Below are 16483 nucleotides of genomic sequence, written 5' to 3'. Positions count from 1 at the left end.
GCCGAATTCAAACAATGCTAGATGTCTTTCTCGATGTCTTCGATTTTACCGGAGCCGTGGATTACTTCCAGCAACTCTTTGAGATCGTAAGTCGAGCGGTTGTAGGAATTACCAAGAACTATGATCACAGCTTCATCTTCGGGAGAAACCCAGAGCATGGTATTGTAGCCTTTCCACCAGCCGCCGTGATAGATAAAGCGGGGTTTGTTGTCTTTCGTGATGTGCATCCGGAAACCGTAACCATAGTTGCGGATACCCGCGCGCTCGAAGCTGCGTGGCTTGAATGCTTCGTCCAGCAGCTTCTTGTCAATCAGCAAACCTTTGGTCAGCCCATTGTAAAACCTGTAAATATCGCCCGTAGTGGAATATAGCCCCTTGTCCCCTACCACTTCGTCGTAATAATCCTTGTCAAGACGGCGGCCAAACTGGTGCCCTGCTGTTCTGAACTTCCTCGCGGTGGCGGAGGTATCTGTCACCAGGAAGGTATTGATCATTCCCAGGGGGGTAAAAATCTGATCGTTGAGGTATTTACCAAAAGGTTCGCCCGTCACTTTTTCGGCGATAGCCGCGAGTACGCAGTAATTGGTGTTACAATAGTTGAATGAGCGCCCGGGGCGGTTGTAAGGTGTGGGTGTGGGCTTTACTTTGGCATACCAGTCCATGATATCCAGGTTATCGGGATACTTGCGGCCGTGGCGGATACTGTCTGTAAAAGAATAAATGTAGTTGGGCAACCCGCTCCGGTGACTCAGCAGCATATCAACTTTGACACCGTGATAAGGGAAGTCAGGAAAAAAACGCTGAACGGAATCGTCCAGACTTACTCTCCCTTCCTGGATCAGCTTCAATACTGCTACCGCGGTAAATGGCTTTGAAAGTGACGCCAGCTGAAATCTGGACGCGCTGGTAAGTGTATCTTTTTCCCTGATGTTGCCAAAACCAAAAGAGTCCTGGTAAAGGATTTCACCTTTTTGAACTATCAATACATTTCCATTAAAACCGGCCCGTTTTTTCCGCCTGAAAATATCCTCGATCTTGGTGATCTTCTCAGCTGTGGCCGCATCCGGTTTTTTGATTATTACCGGATCAAGGCCCGACATTGCTTTGGCACGTACAGCTACTTCTTCTTCTGTTTCCGGCTCGTTCCTTCTTACCAAACCCCAGGAAATCAACAGAACCACCACGACAGCGAGAGCTGTCCACCAAACCTTCGGCTGCACTTTTTTCAACATTGGCTGCGGGCCTTTAAATTATTCAGAACGTTGTGAATTGTAAATGGCTATGCACCATCTTTTATGCTTTATATACACAAATTAAGCATAGAATCTTTTACCGAACTAGTATTTTAACATGTTCTTTCCCAATATTTTTCTGATAAATCAGGAAGTATAAACCGGGATCAAGACGGGTTAACGGCCGCAAAACGAGCGTGTTATTTGCTGTTTTCTGATATTCAAATGCAATCCTGATCCCGGCAGATGAAGTAAGTACAAGCGCCTGCGGATCTTCCGGTATTCCGCTTATTATGATTTTTTCGGGATCAGCCGGATTGGGCATGATCTGCATGAATGTGCTGCTCCTGGTTTCGATCATAACATCGACTGTCTGGGAGAGTGCGAAGCTTCCATCCTTATCAACCAGGCGAAGACGATAGTAGCTCGCTCCGGCAGCCGGTAATTCATCTTTAAAGTGATAAACCCTGCGCCCCTCCGATTCACCCGCAGCAGGAACCTCACCCACTTCTTTAAAACGGATCAGATCAACACTTTTCTCAACCACAAAAATGCTGCTGTTGTGCTCGGAGGCTGTTTCCCAATGCAGATCTACATGATCTTCGGCGGTTGTTGCTTTAAAATAAGTCAGGCTAACCGGCAGGATAATCGGGTGCACCAGCCCGTTAACAATGATTTCATCAAACCAGAGTACACCGTGAATACTCGGTGCATTGTAGGCATAAATACGAAAGGAGAAGGTATTGTCAGACAAAAACGGAAAGTTGACCGGCACAACATAGGTATTAAACTGATTTAAGTTGCTGATCAGAAAAGCATCGATATCATTGGTAAAATGGTCGGCCGAGCAACGTACTTTGATCTGACTGGGGCCAGTACCAGAGCGGCGCAGGCGAAATGAGAAAGAGGTAATGCTGTATTTGAAGGAATTGGCCGAGAATGCAAACTCCATTGACCGGGCCGTCGTAAAGCTGGTGGGCCACGGCCGCGTGATATAACCTGTGCCAATCGCACCTCCGGGACTGTAAACCGTCGGCAACGTGTATGCATTGGCCCCTCCCAGCAAAGTCGCATTCACGGGAGTAAAGTTGGCGTGGCTCGAAGTCCCCGCCTGCGTGTAGTCCATCGACCATTTTATCTGGAAAGCCTCTTGCGCACATGCAGTCGGTGAAAGCGGTGGCCAGATCAAAAGCATTATCATTAAGTACCTCAATGTGAACATGAAATGTGTTTTCATCAGCCAGTATGATTAAGTAAGATTTACAGTATTTACTTAATCATTACGGTAATTCCACAAAATGGTAACAGGTACATTCGGCAAGAGACACAGTTTAATTTATGGAATTATTCCTTTTTAATGGATATATTCCATATATTTGTACTTAATGTTAGCACAAGAATCAAATTGGGTTTTAGGGTTGTATAATGAAAACACCTTGTTCGCCGTGTGAACAAGGTGTTTCTGTTTTTTAAACTATCATTAACCGACTCACTTTTGAAAAACAGGAGCCGATCAGGAGTATGCAGCTTCGCGGAGCTGAATGTATGCAGATTGCTTTATTCCGCTAAAAAAGCATATTTATAAATGCGGATGACCAATCATACAACTGTGCATGCTGGATGTTCTTACCGGATTTGCTTCCATTTTATTTGGTGGTAAATCAGCAGCTTGGCCAGCAATCGGTTCGGGTGGTCATTCAGTGATCAATACCTTTTCGTGAACAACCCCGTTTTCATTTTCCAATCTGACAATGTAAAGGCCGGAGGCAGCTTCGTGAATGGGAATGGTTACCGCTCCGCTCTTACCCGAGATTTCCTCTTTCAAGAACACCTGCCCGTTTGCATTCACCAGCTCGACCGACTGGAATGAGCGGTCGAGCACCAGGTTAAGCTCATTGTTACTGATGATCGTCGGCCGCGCGTAAGTGCTTACCGGAGCGGACTCATCCGTTTTTACGGTAATGATCTTCGAATGCTCGTAACTATCATCAGCTTCGATCATTTTCAGCCGGTAGTAAAGGTTTCCGGTGTTTTTGGTCAAATGTGAAAATACGTAGCGAGTACCGTTCGCGGCATTTTCAGCAGGTACATTGCCGACGGTTTCAAAGTTTCTCGCATTCATACTAAACTCTACTTCGAAACCCTTGAAACGCTCTTCCATTGTGGTGTTCCAGGTAAGCTTAATGCCCTCGTTTCCTTTGAAACCTTCAAAATTGGCCAGCTTTACAGGCAGCGGTTCATCTGCAAAAATCCTGAAAACGGCGTCGGCTTTTACGGCGTAAATCTCACCCGCTTCATCCTCTCCTATCTCCCTCGTTCCGGCCAATGCGCCTTCCTGATAACCCGTGTAAGATTGGCTGCGCAGGATTTTGTGGATTTCGCCAGAAGAATAGTCTGTCCCGATGTACCAGCCTTGCATCAGCAGCGACCTGGTTCCACGGTACACCCGCCCGCCGATCACCGAGTTACCCCGGGCGGCTCCATTGACGTAGGTGTAAATGGGCGCGACGTAGTTGGATGCGGGAAGACAGCCGGTGCGGTCGATGTTGGGAGTGGGAATATCGCCTTCATAGCACCGCCAGCCAAAGTTGGAGCCTCCCAAAGTTCCCTCTGCGCGGAAGTTAATTTCCTCCTTTGCACCCTGCCCCACATCGCCGATCCAGGCATCGCCGGTAAGTCTGTCGAAACTCCACCTGAAAGGGTTTCGCAGACCGGAGGCGAAAACAGGACTTCCGGCAACAGGATTATCACCAGGTATCTGGTAAGCCTGCTCTACGCCGCCGGGCACATTCACATCAATCCGCAAAATCTTGCCAAGCAGACTGTTCAGGTTCTGACCGTTGTTGGATGGGTCGTTTTGGCCGCCGCCGTCGCCAATTGATGCGTAAAGGAAGCCGTCGGGCCCGAAGTGGATTGCGCCGCCATTATGGTTACTGTTGACAGGATGCGGGATTTTTAGGATCTCGAAGAAAGTACCTGGCGCAGCCGCATTGCCAGCTGCCGTGTATCGCCCGATCACCAGGTCGCCTGCCAGATCAGTAAAGTAGGTGTACAGGTATCCATTAGATTCAAAGTTGGGGTGAAAAGTGATACTCAACAAGCCCCCTTCACCTTCTACTCCGACGCGGGGCGATGGGCTGTTCATGTTTAAAAACGTAACCGGCGTGGTAGGCGCTGCCGGCAAAAAAACCTTGATAAGTCCTGCGCGCTCCGCGATAAAGATCCGGTTGGAGCCGTCGCCCGCGTGCGTGAGCTGCATAGCTTCTTCCAGATTTGCAATATCCGGATTCTCAACATCGATCCGAATGTCTGGAATCTGCGCAAAAGCATTTGCAAATGTTAGAAGTGACAGGCAGAATGCAGTGAGCAGCTTGAAGTTCAATTGTTTAAGTCTTTTCATAATCCGTCGTTTAGTTAATGAAAATTGTAACAATACTTCTATAAAATATGAACTTATACTACAAATTTTGTACCCTGGAAAAATGGTCTGGCACAAAAAAAGAGCCTCCCGGATTTATCGGAAGGCTCTGCCTCTACACTTATAATCTGCTAATAGGTGAATGTCCCGAACTCGCTTTGTATGGTTAGCTTCCGGGAAGCTGCCTCTTCCACTCTACCGACGATCTGCGCCGGGATTCCAAATGACTCTGCCAATGCAATCGCCTGGTTTGCATATTGCTCGGGAAGGTAAATTTCAAGCCTGTGTCCCATATTGAATACCTTGTACATTTCCTCCCAGCTGGTACCGCTTTCCTCGCGGATCATGCGGAACAACGGAGGAATGGGGAGCAGATTATCCTTGATGATGTGCAGGTTATCAACAAAGTGTAGAATCTTGGTTTGTGCTCCGCCACTGCAATGTACCATGCCATGGATCTGTGGCCTGATCTCATCGAGCAGTGCCTTGGCGAGCGGCGCGTAGGTGCGTGTGGGGGAAAGAATCAGCTGACCTACATTCAGCGGCGTACCTTCCACTGGATCGGTGAGGTTTTTACTACCGCTGTAAATCAGCTCTTCATTCACTTCGGGATCAAAGCTTTCCGAGTATTTTTTGAGGTATTTACCGAGTATATCGTGCCGGGCAGAAGTCAGTCCGTTGCTTCCCATTCCACCATTGTACTGCTCTTCATAGCTTGCCTGACCGTACGATGCAAAACCAACGATCACGTCGCCGGGGCGGATATTTGCATTATCTACCACCTGGTCCCGGCGCATCCTGGCGATTACGGTACTGTTAACCGTAACTGTTCTGACGAGATCGCCCACATCGGCTGTTTCGCCGCCCGTGCTGTAAATCTCCACTCCGTAACTCCGCAGCATTTCGAGCACCTCTTCGGCGCCATTGATTATTTCAGCGATTACTTCGCCGGGAATGCGGTTCTTGTTCCTGTCGATCGTGGAAGAATAAAGCATTGGTCCGGTGGCGCCCACGCACAGCAGATCATCTGTATTCATAACGATCGCATCCTGCGCAATTCCTTTCCAAACAGAGATATCGCCGGTTTCTTTCCAATACAGATAGGCCAGGGAAGTTTTGGTCCCGGCGCCGTCTGCATGCATGATGGTGCAATAATCCGGATCACCGGCGAGGGTGTCGGGTACTATTTTGCAAAAAGCTTTTGGAAAAATTCCTTTGTCGATTTTCTCGATAGCCTTATGTACATCTTCTTTCGAAGCCGAGACACCGCGTTGCAGGTAACGGTCGGTATTTTTGATTTGCTGGGTCATTATCGGTCAGTTCCTTTCTGCCACAAAAGTAGGCAAAAAGCCCTTTAAAGCTTTACTTTAATGACTTCCGCCTTAACTCATTGAAATCAGCAACTTACAAATTATTCTAATTTTTTAGTTAAAATTAATATAGGATACTCAAAAAGAAGCGTTTAGATTTACAATATATCGTTTCAAAGATCGAAAACGATAGAACCTATTGTTTGAGAGTTAAGAGTTGCTATCCTACTACCCTTCATGACAATTGTTAAGCGTTTTGTTCTCCTTTTTGCCGGGTTATTGCTTCTTAATGCTGTTGATAACCGTTCTTTTGGCAAGAGTTTACCTACCAATGAAACCAAGTCCGACTCGCTCGGCAGTGTTGAATCCCTTGTCTCCTTTGCTGCCAAGCACCTGCATATTCCCTACCGCTCTGGCGGCACTTCCCGGAAAGGCTTTGATTGTTCCGGCTTTGTTCGATACTGTTTTGACAAGCTGAATGTAACGCTTCCTCATTCCAGCGCAGCCCAGGCTGAGCATGGTGAAATTATTGATCTGGATAATGCAAAGCCCGGAGACCTGATCTTCTTTAAAGGTGAGAGTACCAAGAGCAAACGCATTGGCCACGTGGGCATTATCACGGAAGTTTCGCCGGGTTATGTCAAATTCATCCACTCTGCATTTAAAGGCGGCATTCGCTATGACCTGCTAAACGCATCCTATTACCACAAGCGTTTCGTTGCCGTGAAGCGCATTTTGTCGGCGCAGTGAAACTGTTTCCCGTTTCCTAATTCTCGTTTTCCGTTCGCTGAAGCGAGCGGCCATAGATTTCTTTGGAAGCAGCTATGCTGCCCAAAAAAAATCCCTAGCCGTCGGCTTCAGCCGACGGAATCTAGATTGATGGCCAATTATATTTTTTGGCGAAGCGGTTGATTTCTTCTATAAAAGTTTGTTTGCTGTGATGCGCTTCCTGGTTCAGGATGTAATTTCTCACCCTGGCGACGTGCTTTTCGCTCACGCTGACTGCCCAGTAATCATCCTGCCAGGTAAACTTATTAGCGGTCAATTTATTCTGATTGATCCAGCAGGCAGATTCTCCTTTGATTAACTGCACCACCTTACTAACAGACTGCTCCCGCCCGAGACACACCAGACAATGTGCGTGATCGTAGTAACCATTCACAACGTCGATGTAAATGCCCTTCTTTTCAGCATTCTCTTTTATATGAAAAAACACCTTTTTTCGTATCCCGTCATGCAGGTAATGATTCCGGTATTTAGTTGCAAAAACAATGTGAACCCAGATGCTCGTCCAGCTCATACAAATGACAATTAGTAAAATCATTTGACGACAACCTGCTAGAAAAGTAACGCTACCCTTCCGCTCAGCTGAAAAACTATAATCTCAATTCGACGGGCTGTTGTTGCAGTATAAACTGGATTGGGAGTAAATTTGAAGAATTGTTCTCGTCAAATCAGCTAACCACATCCGTTTTGAAACTCTGGCAAAAGGAAAATACAGTCACTTCTGAGAAAATAGAAAAGTTTACAGTTGGTAAAGACCGCGAGATGGATTTGCATCTGGCAGAGTTTGATGTGCTTGGAAACATTGCACATGCGACCATGCTCGAAACTATCGGCTTACTGACCAGCGACGATCTGAAAGCACTGAAAGAAGAGCTGAAAAATATTTATGCAGAGATCCAAAAGGGCGAATTTGAGATTGAAGACGGCGTCGAAGATGTGCATTCGCAGGTGGAGCTGCTACTAACCAGAAAGCTGGGGGATACCGGCAAAAAGATTCATAGCGGGCGCTCCCGGAATGACCAGGTGCTGGTGGATATGAAGCTTTTTACACGTTCGCGCTTGTTTGAAGTGGTACAGGCAACGGAAAAGCTCTTTAATGTTTTGATCCAAAAATCAGAACAGCACAAAAATGACCTTTTACCGGGTTATACCCATTTGCAGATCGCAATGCCCTCTTCCTTCGGACTTTGGTTTGGCGCGTATGCGGAGGGTTTGATCGATGATATGATTCAGTTGAATGCAGCGTATCGCCTGGCCAATCGCAACCCGCTTGGTTCGGGAGCTGGTTACGGATCTTCTTTTCCGCTCAATCGCCAGCTAACTACCGACTTACTGGGTTTTGAGGGAATGCATCATAATGTAGTATATGCGCAAATGAGCCGTGGACGTACCGAACAAGCTGCATTGACCGCTATTTCGTCTCTCGCAGCAACCATATCCCGGCTTGCTATGGATGTTTGCCTTTACAACAGCCAGAACTTCGGTTTCATCGTTTTGCCGGACGATCTCACGACGGGCAGCAGCATTATGCCACACAAGAAAAACCCGGACGTAGCCGAGCTGCTTCGTGCCAAAACCAATCGGATGAAAGCACTTCCGATGGAAATAACAATGGTTTTGAGCAATCTTCCATCAGGCTACCACCGCGATATGCAGCTCCTGAAAGAGATTTTAATGCCTGCATTTGACGAGATTCTGGACTGCCTCGATATAGCTGCTTTTATGCTCCAAAACATGAAAGTGAAAGAAAACCTGCTCGCTGATCCGAAGTACGACCTGCTGTTCAGCGTGGAACGCGTGAATGAATTGGTGATCAGCGGCGTTCCATTCCGCGATGCTTACCGGCAGGTAGGTACTGAGATCGCCGAAGGCACTTACAATCCACCCCGCGAACTGAAACATACGCACGAAGGCAGCATCGGAAATTTACAAACTGCCGAGATTGCACAAAGAATGCAGAAAGAACTTGCTGCTTTTGGTTATGACAAAGTACAAGCGGCGCTGGATCAACTGGTAGGACAATAAAAGCCAATGCTTATCCAAAAAAGAGGATTGCTCGTTTCTTTTTTTATTTGGATTGTTTGTCTGTCCATTAACGTGGCCTGGAAGTCTCCCGGCGGGCATTCTGTTGTTTTTAGCAAGAATCAGCAAGTCGATTCTGTTGCAGAAGGAAGGCAATTGGCGAAAGCTTATTGTGCGCGTTGTCACCTTTTTCCTGAACCTGCATTACTGGATAAAAATACTTGGGTAAGCAGCGTGCTTCCCAATATGGGACAGCGGCTCGGGCTGCGGTTTCCCGGTAAAGATCCATTCGCCGACCTGCTTCCCGAGGAGGAGCAGGCAATCCGCAAGCTGTCCATTTATCCGGATACGCCATTGATCCAGCAAGCTGATTGGGATAAAATTGTAGCTTACTACCGGCACGAAGCGCCCGCCGAGCCGCTCACGCAAGCTGATAACCTGTCCATTTCTGATTCACTTCCCTTGTTCCGGGGACAGTACCTGACTGTGTCAGACAATGCAGTACCGAAAACCACACTCCTTAAATTCGATCCGCGCACTGCTCAATTGTACGTTGGCGATGATCAGCAAGCTTTATTTGTGTTAAATAACGTAATGCAGCTGAAAGAAAACTTTTGGATAGACTCTGCTCCTACTGATATTGATTTCCCGAAAAATGCCCCACCGAGGCTGCTGACAATTGGTGTTTTTGCTCCGTCAGAGCGGCGGGAAGGCAGATTGATGTCGGTTTCCAAAACGCCGGTACCGCCGCAGTCACTGGTGAATATCCAGGCTTTGCCGCGGCCCGTTCAGTTTACAAGCGGGGACCTTAACATGGACGGGAAAGATGATGCATTGATCTGCGGATTTGGAAACCATTCGGGAAAGCTGCTCTGGCTGGATGGTTTTGACCCAAATAAAGAACATATCTTAAAAGAACTGCCCGGTGCAAGGCGTGCGCAGATTGTTAACTTTAACAAAGACAAAAAACCTGACGTAATTGCATTGATGGCGCAGGCCAGGGAGGAAATTTCGATCTTCTACAATCTTGGGAATGGAAAATTCAGGGAAAAGGTGCTGCTGCAATTCCCCCCTTCGTATGGCATGAGCTACTTCGAACTGGCAGATTTCAATAAAGACGGGTTTCAGGATATCCTGCTTACCAATGGAGACAACTGGGACCTTTCAAACGTGCCTAAGAATTACCACGGCGTGAGGCTTTACCTGAATGACGGAAAAGATAATTTCAAACTTGCCTGGTTTTATCCACTTTACGGTGCAAGCAAGGCTGTTGCCAGAGATTTCGATAACGATGGGGATATTGACATTGCAGCTACCTCATTTTACACTGACCTGGAAAATCCCGCGCATGGATTCGTGTACCTCTCCAATGAAGGTAAAATGAACTTTAAAGCTTCATCTACGCCGCTGGCAGGTGCAGGAAAATGGCTGACAATGGAAGCAGGCGATTTTGATAAAGACGGAGATATCGACATTGTACTAGGCTCCTATTTTCATACGATCGGAGAAGTGAGCAAGCTTATGGCGCGCGGCACTGTGTCATTTCCTCAGCTGCTGGTGTTAACCAATCGTAAAAACGATAAGTAGTAAAAACAGAAGTAGCGAACAAAAAAGAGGCAAGCCAACCGGCCTGCCTCTTTTTGCTTTTAACTAAATCTAATTCTTATTCTAATCGTTATTTCACATCCCAGAAGAGTCTCTGAGTCAGCTTGTCGCTGTCTCTTACCGACGCATAGTTTGTAGGGTTGTAAGTAACCTCATTGCCAGGGTAAGTCCATCTTACAGGCGGAGTTGTCTGGTTATTGGCATTATCAACCTGGAACTGTAACGTTGGCATATCCAATCTGCGTACTTCTGCCCAGTTTTCGTAAGCCTGAACAATGTTGAAGTGCAGCCACTTTTGAGTAGCGATCAGACCCAGCTTTTCAGCAGGAGTAGTCGCTTTGGACCAGTTCACACCATTTCCTGCGATGTAAGCTGTAATCTGCGCATTGGTTGCAGGTGTAGGAATAGCCGCATTGGTAATCCCTGTTGCATTGGTTATGGCCAGGATATCATTGTAGAAGTCTACCGACTGTGCGATGGCAGTTTCGTAAGCTGTTTTTGCCAAAGCGTCATTTCCGTTATTCAGATAGTATTCAGCTTTGATCAGGTTCACTTGTGCCGCATTGATGATCACACCAGGGAAAAACTGGTTGTGGCTCAGCGTAAAACGGTTGTAGATCGACACCAATCCATTCTGATACATGGTAGTTTGTACCGAAGAAGTTGCAAGCGGGTCAATACCTGCATAAACACCTTTCGCATTCTGGCCAGGTTCGAAAATAATTTTCAAGCGTGGATCTGCATTGGTATTCATGTGGTCAATCATCTTCTTGCTGGCAGTGTTACCAAACCAGTCTCCGCCGCCAGATGCGATACCATCCTGGAAGCCTTTTGAATTGATATCGGTATTCACATCATAAACATTGATCTGAATGTTTTGCTCATTGTTCTCTACGATCGGGAAAGTTGTGGTATTACCCAGAATCTCTCCCATTTCAGTAGTTGCACGTCCCTTGAAGTCAGCAGCAGCAGAAACACGGTTCAACATGCGAAGGCGAAGTGAGTTGGTATAACGCTTCCACATATCAATGCTTCCCTTGTTGATGAAATCCGAAGTTTGGAAGGATTTCTGATATCCTGCATTCAGCGTGATACCGTTCAGTTCGGTTGCAATTGATTTCAGATCGTCCAGCATGATCGTGTAGATAGATTCTGGTGAATCAAACTTCGCGTTCGATGCTGCATAATCTCCGTTGTTGGCGCTGAGCATACCTGCTTCTGTAAAAGGTATCGCTCCGAAAAGATCTACAACACGCTGCGTATAGTCGTACAAATAAACTTTTGCAGTCAGCATAAAGATCTTTTTGTTAGCCTGCTCGTCAGCTGATTTGCTGGCGTACACCTTTTCAAGCTCCCGGTATTGTGCCAGGGTATTGTAGTAGTTAAACCAAACCTCCTGTACACCAGCTGAACCTGGTACGTAGTTACCCGATTCAAAAGGCCAGCCTACTGCCTGGTTGTAACGGTTCAGGGTAGTACGCAGGGTAACAAAGTAGTTTCCGTAACCTGGCAATACATACTCCCGGTTTGTATACATAATACCGGTATACTGCTTCTCAATGGTTGTTTCGGAGATTTTTGCAGGATCCGCATACCTTTCAGTAAACTCGGATTCTTTACAGGACGCCGCCACCAGCATAAGTCCTGCCAATATGAATGATGATATTTGTTTCATTGTCATAATCAATTTTAGAAATTAGAAGCTGGCTCTCAGCATTACACCCATTGTACGGAAAGATGGATTGCTACCTGCATTGCTGATGTTTTCATACCATCTTGAACTGATGTTGGTTTGCTCCGCATCCAGGTCTTTCACAGTTCTGTAAAGGAAGAAAAGGTTACGTCCGAAAACAGATAGTGAGATGTTCTGTGCACCCAGTTTTCTTCCAATGTTGGAAGGCAGGCGGTAAGCAAGTGAAAGCTCACGCATTTTGAAGTAGGTGTTCTCCTGAACATACAACTCGTAACGTGCATTACCGTACTGAGGACCTCCCCAGTTGTAAGTCGCATTGTAGTAAGTAGCCTGAGAAACAACATTTGTGTTAGCTTCTCCGGATGAAGTTACACCTTCCATTAACATACCATCGTGGTAAACTGGCTGTCCGGCAGGGCCTGCTGATTCTGATGTCTGAACACCTTTTCCGTTCGCATCCACGTAGTAAGAAAGACCGCCGTGCTCTTTGTCCATGAAGTTAAGACTCTCTTTGGTCAAACCTCTTGACGTCATCCAGTTGATACCGGTAGGCATAATGTGGCCACCTACTCTGAAATCGATCACCGCGTCAACTGTGAAGTTTTTGTAGCTGAAAGTGTTCAGCAAACCACCAGTCAGTTTCGGCATTGCATTACCTACTTTAATCCAGTTGTCTCCATCCAATTGGTACAGACCGTTTGGTCCAACTATACCTTGACCCTGCTCGTTTTTAAGAATACCATGCGCGAAAATGTCTCCCATCGGCTGACCAACAATTGATCTTACCTGAGCAGCATTTCCGTCGTAGTCAGCGTGCAGCAACTCGGTTGAGTTATTTGCCAGTTTCTCTACTTTGTTTACGTTTCTTGCCAGGTTCAAAGTAAGATCCCAGTTGAAATCGTTCAGGTTGGTAGCTCTGATCGGGCTCACGTTAAATGCAACCTCCACACCCTGGTTTCTCAATGTTCCGATGTTGGCAAGAATAGTTCTTGCACCGGTAGTCGCTGCGATGTTCAATGGAAGGATCTGGTCTACGATCTGTGCGTTGTAGTAAGCAATATCCAATCCGATACGGTTTTGGAACAATTTGGTTTCCAAACCGAATTCAAATTCGCGCTTTTGCTCAGGACGAATTCTGTCGTTACCACGCTCAGCGCTCATTGTTGTGTAAAGAACAGAAGCACCGCCTCTTTGCTGAACGCTCAGGTTACCCTGGTTGAATGCCACGTTTGCACGGTAGATCTCAGGATAGTTACCCACGATACCGAAAGAACCTCTCAGCTTACCATAGCTAAAGAATCTTGGAAGATCGAATGCGTCAGAAAACACGAAGCTGGCATTAACAGATGGATAAACGAATGCATTGTTACCCGGCGCCAATGAAGATGTGCGGTCTCTTCTGATTGTTCCTTCCACGAACAGAAGGTTCTTGTAGTCGAAGTTAAGCGTTCCCATGTAAGCATCGCGCAGGTATCTGCTTCTGGTTTGCTTACCATTTGCAACGTTCACACTTGCCGAAAGGTCAAAGAAGTTCTCTGTGCTCAATCCACCGTTGGTAGATCTTTGGATAAACGTGTTTAGCGTTCTGTTTGCTGTATAGCCTCCCAATGCAGATAATGTGATGTCTTCGCCGATTTTCTTGGTATAAGTCAAGAGAAGGTCACCATATACGTTATTGTAAAGGTTGTTGTCCATTCCAAAGTTACCTGAGTAACCGAAAGCAAGCGGAACTGAGCTGTATTCACGGTTTTCCATTCTTTCGCTGGTCCAGTCAGTTGCGATACGACCTCTCAGTTTCAGGTTTTCAAGAATGTCCCAGTGCTGGGTGATACTTGCAATTACCCGGTCAGAGTATTCGTAATACTGGTTTTTTCTTGTATTCCAAACGTAATCAGCGATATCTGATTTGAAACCATTGTAAATGATGTTCTCGTTTGGAGTAAGGCTTTGCGTTCCTGCACCAGTCACGAATTTGTAGCCCAGGCTAGTCTGATATCTGTCATTGTACCAGTCAGCCGACTCAAAACGGTTCATCATACCGGTAAAGTTGTTGATCATACGATCCACTTTGAACGGTCTGTTGTAAGTATATTGATTAACGTAGTTAACCATCAAATCCGTTTTCAGCTTTTTGTTCAGGTTGAAGCTCGCATTCAGGTTAGCGATGTTCTTGCTGTTTTTAGACTTGTAGCTGATCATTCCGTTATCCTGACGGGTAAACGAGAAACGGATGTTTGCGTTATCAGTCGCTTTCGAGATCGAAAGGTTAATGTTGGAACTGCTCGCATTTTCGAACAAATCTGCGTAGCTGTTTCCTGAAGGAGAGTAAGGTCTGATTTTTCCATCCCAGGCCATTACCGGCTGTCCGTCGAATTTAGGACCGAAGTTAACAGTCGCGCCAAGCAAGCCTCTTGTTTCTTTCACACCGTCTCCATCTACATCATAGTAAATGAAACCTGCTGCATCCTGACCACCATTGTTGTAGTTCAATGGATAACCAGGGCCTCTTACATCCTGGTAACGGGGCAGGTAAGCGATTTTATCAACATTGTAGCTTGCATTGAAATCAACACCAAGCCCTTTTTTGCCTTTACCGGTTTTAGTAGTAACAAGTAAAACCCCGTTTACAGCTTCTGAACCATAAAGTGCAGCAGCAGAAGCGCCTTTCAAAACCGAAATGTTTTCGATATCGGCTGGGTTCAGGTCAAGAAGACCATTTCCGCGCAAACGCTGGTCAGCCCAGAAATCGCCGTTACGTGCTTCTCCATTACGAATTGGAATACCATCCAAAACGATCAGAGGCTGCGTATTACCTGTGATAGAGCTGAAACCACGGATGTTAATACTTACACCCGAAGTAGCACCACCCGGTGTTGCATTGATCGTAACACCCGGCGCTTTTCCGTAAAGTGCTGTCGCGAAGTTTGGCGAAGCAGTTTTGATCAGGGCCTCGTTGTTAACTATAGCAGTAGCGTAACCCAGTGCACGCTGCTCTTTGGAGATACCAAGTGCTGTTACTACTACTTCACCAAGCTGATTAGCGTCTTCTAACAGGACTACATCAAGTACAGTTTTGCTACCGACCGGAGCTTCAATGGTTTTGTAGCCAATGTAGGAGAAAACCAAAGTGTTTTCAGAAGTTGCCGCAATAGAGAAATTTCCCGACGCATCTGAGGTGGTACCATTGGTAGTACCTTTTACAAGAACCGAAACGCCCGGCAAAGTGGTGCCATCTGTTCCGGATTTAACTGTCCCCGTGATCGTTTGAGCGATTACCGGGCTGCTTACCATCAAGAACATGACGAAAAGCCGAAGTAAATTTTTTCGCATAGTTTGAATTGCGTATTAGTTGAGGATTAAAATTAACACAATTTTAATATTTAATTTTTAATTAAGGCGAATCTTCTTAAAAAAAATTACTAATTAGGTACTGGAAAGATAAATAATGTAGAAATTAAATATGGCTATGAAGATTATTGGCAGAATAAAAGAAGGCTACTACCTACGATTACAATCGATAAGCAGTAGCCTTGAAGAGGCAGATGCAAAATGTCTATAATGTTATTGAAGTACCTGCGGAAGACCGCGTTGCATTCAGCAGTTCATCAGCGTGGCAGATCGTGACCTGCTTTACGCCTGCATTCAATGCGGCAAATGCATTGTCCAGCTTGGGGATCATGCCTTTGTTGATTGCGCCGGAAGCTTTATAGGTTGCGTAAGTTTCGGGATTCAGCTGCGGGATCACCGATTCGTCATTGTCCGGGTTAGATAATACACCCTTCTTCTCGAAACAATAGATAAGGTTTACATCATAACTCCCGCCCAGCGCCACAGCCGTGGCCGACGCCATTGTATCTGCATTGGTATTGAGGAGTAGCCCCTCTGAACTATAAGTAAGCGGGGCGATCAGCGGAACGAGGCTGCTATTGAGCAACGCGGCGATCTGACCTGCATTGACCGATTCAATATCTCCGACAAATCCGTAATCAATCGTTTTCACAGGTCGCTTTACAGACCGGATAATCCCACCGTCGGCACCGGTAAGTCCGATTGCATTGCAGCCGAGCGACTGTAACTGCGCCACCAGGTTTTTGTTGACCAACCCGCCATATACCATTGTCACCACGTCGAGCATAGGCTTGTCGGTAATTCTCCGGCCTTCCACCATTTCGGTTTCAATCTGCAATTTGGCTGCAACCTGCGTGGCCACCTTTCCGCCACCATGGACCAGAATTTTCAAAGTATCAAGCTGAGCAAATGCATTTAAAAAGCGTGAGCAGGCGTCAGGATTATCGATTACGTTGCCGCCGATTTTTACAATATATAGGGACTGGGACATACTGACTGATTTTACGATTCGGTATTGCGGGCACAAAGGTAACAGAAACAGCAGCGGGGCGAAACGGAATTTCGATTG

11 protein-coding genes are annotated in these 16483 nt (G+C 46.4%); 3 read left to right on the top strand and 8 right to left on the bottom strand.

Annotation, left to right across the window (positions count from 1 at the left end; genetic code table 11):
- Positions 1-17 precede the first annotated feature (17 nt).
- The 4 genes from ASG33_RS01890 to ASG33_RS01875 form a co-directional block, all read right to left on the bottom strand.
- Positions 18-1232 carry a serine hydrolase gene (locus ASG33_RS01890; RefSeq protein WP_056279721.1) on the bottom strand — a complete coding sequence of 405 codons (1215 nt, stop codon included), beginning with the start codon at positions 1230-1232 and terminating at the stop codon, positions 18-20.
- Positions 1233-1329: 97 nt separating this feature from the next.
- Entirely contained in the window at positions 1330-2469 is a 1140-nt protein-coding gene (locus ASG33_RS01885) for a T9SS type A sorting domain-containing protein (protein ID WP_056279718.1), read from the bottom strand.
- Positions 2470-2925: 456 nt separating this feature from the next.
- Positions 2926-4632, bottom strand: coding sequence for a PQQ-dependent sugar dehydrogenase (locus ASG33_RS01880; RefSeq protein WP_056279716.1), 1707 nt, complete (start codon positions 4630-4632; stop codon positions 2926-2928).
- A gap of 149 nt (positions 4633-4781) precedes the next feature.
- Positions 4782-5960 carry an AIR synthase related protein gene (locus ASG33_RS01875; RefSeq protein ID WP_200942713.1) on the bottom strand — a complete coding sequence of 393 codons (1179 nt, stop codon included), beginning with the start codon at positions 5958-5960 and terminating at the stop codon, positions 4782-4784.
- A gap of 237 nt (positions 5961-6197) precedes the next feature.
- On the opposite strand from ASG33_RS01875, the gene ASG33_RS01870 reads away from it, so the two are divergent.
- A complete protein-coding gene (locus tag ASG33_RS01870; protein ID WP_056279713.1) occupies positions 6198-6710 on the top strand; it encodes a C40 family peptidase in 513 nt (170 codons plus the stop codon).
- Positions 6711-6831: 121 nt separating this feature from the next.
- Here ASG33_RS01870 and tnpA read toward each other — a convergent pair whose 3' ends face one another.
- Positions 6832-7260: an IS200/IS605 family transposase gene (tnpA, locus tag ASG33_RS01865; RefSeq protein ID WP_056279711.1), complete on the bottom strand. Its 429-nt coding sequence runs from the start codon at positions 7258-7260 to the stop codon at positions 6832-6834.
- Between the two features lie 173 nt (positions 7261-7433).
- Here tnpA and argH point away from each other — a divergent pair, with 173 nt between their 5' ends.
- Positions 7434-8771 (top strand): argininosuccinate lyase, encoded by a 1338-nt coding sequence (argH, locus tag ASG33_RS01860; protein WP_056279709.1) that lies wholly within the window; start codon positions 7434-7436, stop codon positions 8769-8771.
- Positions 8772-8777: 6 nt separating this feature from the next.
- Positions 8778-10355 carry a VCBS repeat-containing protein gene (locus ASG33_RS01855; RefSeq protein WP_056279706.1) on the top strand — a complete coding sequence of 526 codons (1578 nt, stop codon included), beginning with the start codon at positions 8778-8780 and terminating at the stop codon, positions 10353-10355.
- A gap of 88 nt (positions 10356-10443) precedes the next feature.
- Here ASG33_RS01855 and ASG33_RS01850 read toward each other — a convergent pair whose 3' ends face one another.
- The 3 genes from ASG33_RS01850 to argB all read right to left on the bottom strand — a co-directional run bounded on the left by ASG33_RS01850 (position 10444) and on the right by argB (position 16405).
- Complete coding sequence (locus ASG33_RS01850) at positions 10444-12048, bottom strand: SusD/RagB family nutrient-binding outer membrane lipoprotein (protein WP_056279705.1); 1605 nt, start codon at positions 12046-12048, stop codon at positions 10444-10446.
- 21 nt (positions 12049-12069) lie between these two features.
- Positions 12070-15396, bottom strand: coding sequence for a SusC/RagA family TonB-linked outer membrane protein (locus tag ASG33_RS01845; RefSeq protein ID WP_056279703.1), 3327 nt, complete (start codon positions 15394-15396; stop codon positions 12070-12072).
- A gap of 223 nt (positions 15397-15619) precedes the next feature.
- Positions 15620-16405 (bottom strand): acetylglutamate kinase, encoded by a 786-nt coding sequence (gene argB, locus ASG33_RS01840; RefSeq protein WP_056279701.1) that lies wholly within the window; start codon positions 16403-16405, stop codon positions 15620-15622.
- Positions 16406-16483 lie beyond the last annotated feature (78 nt).

Origin of the sequence: Dyadobacter sp. Leaf189, from assembly GCF_001424405.1 — a bacterium.
In the GTDB taxonomy this organism is placed as follows: Bacteria; Bacteroidota; Bacteroidia; order Cytophagales; family Spirosomataceae; genus Dyadobacter.
Note: the sequence above shows the minus strand (reverse complement) of the source record. Positions and strands in the feature narration are given on the sequence as shown.